We start from the raw sequence: 2,068 nt of genomic DNA on the forward strand, positions 1-2,068 counted from the left end.
CGACCCCAGACACCAACCAACCCATCCACCAGACGATGAACAAACCAGCCGACGCCAGGACCATATTGGCATCAAAAACTTGGCACACTGTTGAGTTCTCAAGAAACAGACACACACCGCCAGACCCGCGCGCTACGGCGCGATCCGGACCGGGGCAACTTCTTAAAGTTACCCGGACGATCCCACCCTGTCAACTCGCGCTTCCAGGCTCAGGACCCTCCGACGTTCACACCAGCGGGTACGACACGAGGTCGCTCTCTTCGATGTGGACTCGCCATCCCCGGGACCGGCCGCCAGCCTCGCGGCCGGGCGTCCGTGCCTCCCTCGGGGGCAACGAAGTGAAACACTACGTGGCCGGCGGGCCAACCGTCAAACCGCGGGCGGAGCATCCCCCTGGGGCACTTGATCACGCTCTGACCTGCAGTTTTACTCGTTGTCCCGACGTCTGGACGGCACCAGAACTGGTACTACGCCGCTGTGCCGTCGTTCACACGAGTTGCCCTCGAGTCGCTGGGCGTTGTCGTGCCCTGCACGTGTACCGGCGTGGCGCACTGACTCGGGCGGTGGCCCCAGGGACGTCCTCCCGTGCGACCCCATCGTCGTCCGGGCCGCCCGGGGAGGGCCGTCGGTGTCGGCGCAGAGCAGCTGCGCCTCGCCGCCGACCACGGCGCCTGTCGTACACAGCGCAAGGGCAAGTACCGGCTCCACGCGGAGCGTCATGCAGGTACCGGCTCCATGCGGAGCGCCAAAGCTCGAGCGGGCGCACGAGCATCGCTGACGATCCGTGTCGGGCACCGCCCAGGTTGATGTCCTGACCGTCATCGCACCGGACGCCGACGGTCACGTGCACGGCCCGCTGGGCGAGGAGGGGATCGACCGGGCCATCGATCGCATCCGGGATCCGTCCGGTCAGCCCGCCAGCCGTAGTCAGACCGTTCGCCGGCGGACCCTGTGGTGCAGAGTTGATTCGGGCCCTACCCGTAGCGCAACGCGTGCCCCATATCCGAGGCGGCTTCCCCTTCCCTCGGGAGGCGGGTAGGCACGGCCGGCGTCGCGTACTCGGATTGTTGCTCGCCCGCAGCCCGACGGGGGCCGCCCGTCGCCGCAGCGCCAGCGGTGTAGGGTTCCGCGGTCAGAGGTGCGGCACGGCTCCACGTCGCGATCCGAGTGCGGGTACTCCCCCCACTCCGCCGTACGCTTGCGGATGACCAAGGCTCAAGCCGCCGACAGGCCAGCCGCCCTCTCGGACGCGCTGCGATCCGCGACCGTCATGGCCGGCACCGAGACACGAGTCGAGGGTGGCGGGATCGTCAACAGCCCGTCTCCCGCGTCGTGCGCAGGCACTGAGGGTGCGGCCCCGCCAACGCTGCTCCCGAGCCTGCGGTCGACCCGTACTGCTGCGGCACACCGGGGGCCTCAGACCGCTTCGCCCGTGATCGCCGGCGCGCAGAGATGCCGAGGATGGACACAGCCTCCGGAGCAAGGTAGGCACCGACGGGTGTCGGGTGCACAGGAGGCACCGGCGGTGGGCGCCTGTGAACAATCGCCGGCTCGTTGTCCCCCTCGCATCCGGGCTTGGGTCGAGTCAGGGGACGCCCACTCCAGGTGACGTCCGTCATCGGTGACCACATCGTCGGCTGCGCAAGCCACGGAGACGGCGCCCGGGCGGCTCGAGCGCGGCGATGCCCCGGTGACCCACGTTGGCCCGAACGACGCGCGTGGCCCGGACGCGGGCGCCACAGCGGGACGAGGCGACTCGAGCTCTGTCGGAAGGGGCGCCCGCGGAGGATCGCTCGAGCACAGATCTTCCGAGGCGCTCGGCTGTGCCCGATGAGGGCGCCCCACCGCACCCGTCCGCCGACGATCCGTTCGCTCTCACTTTGGGGCGGCGTTGATGGTGGTGCGTGGGTGAGTGTTGGGTGGTGAAACACGTAAGGGCCACACCTGAGGTGCGGCCCTTACGGGAATGGGTGTTCGGCGGTGTCCTACTCTCCCACGTAGTCTCCCACGCAGTACCATCGGCGCTGAGGGGCTTAGCTTCCGGGTTCGGAATGGGACCGGGCGTTTC

Annotated in this window: 1 rRNA gene; it reads right to left on the reverse strand. The window is 68.9% G+C overall.

The window, feature by feature from the left end:
* Positions 1 to 1,972: 1,972 nt before the first annotated feature.
* Positions 1,973 to 2,068, reverse strand: a 5S ribosomal RNA gene (rrf, locus tag M3148_RS16835); the annotation flags it as partial.

This window comes from Georgenia satyanarayanai (assembly GCF_023715365.1).
GTDB classification, from domain to species: Bacteria; Actinomycetota; Actinomycetes; order Actinomycetales; family Actinomycetaceae; genus Oceanitalea; species Oceanitalea satyanarayanai_B.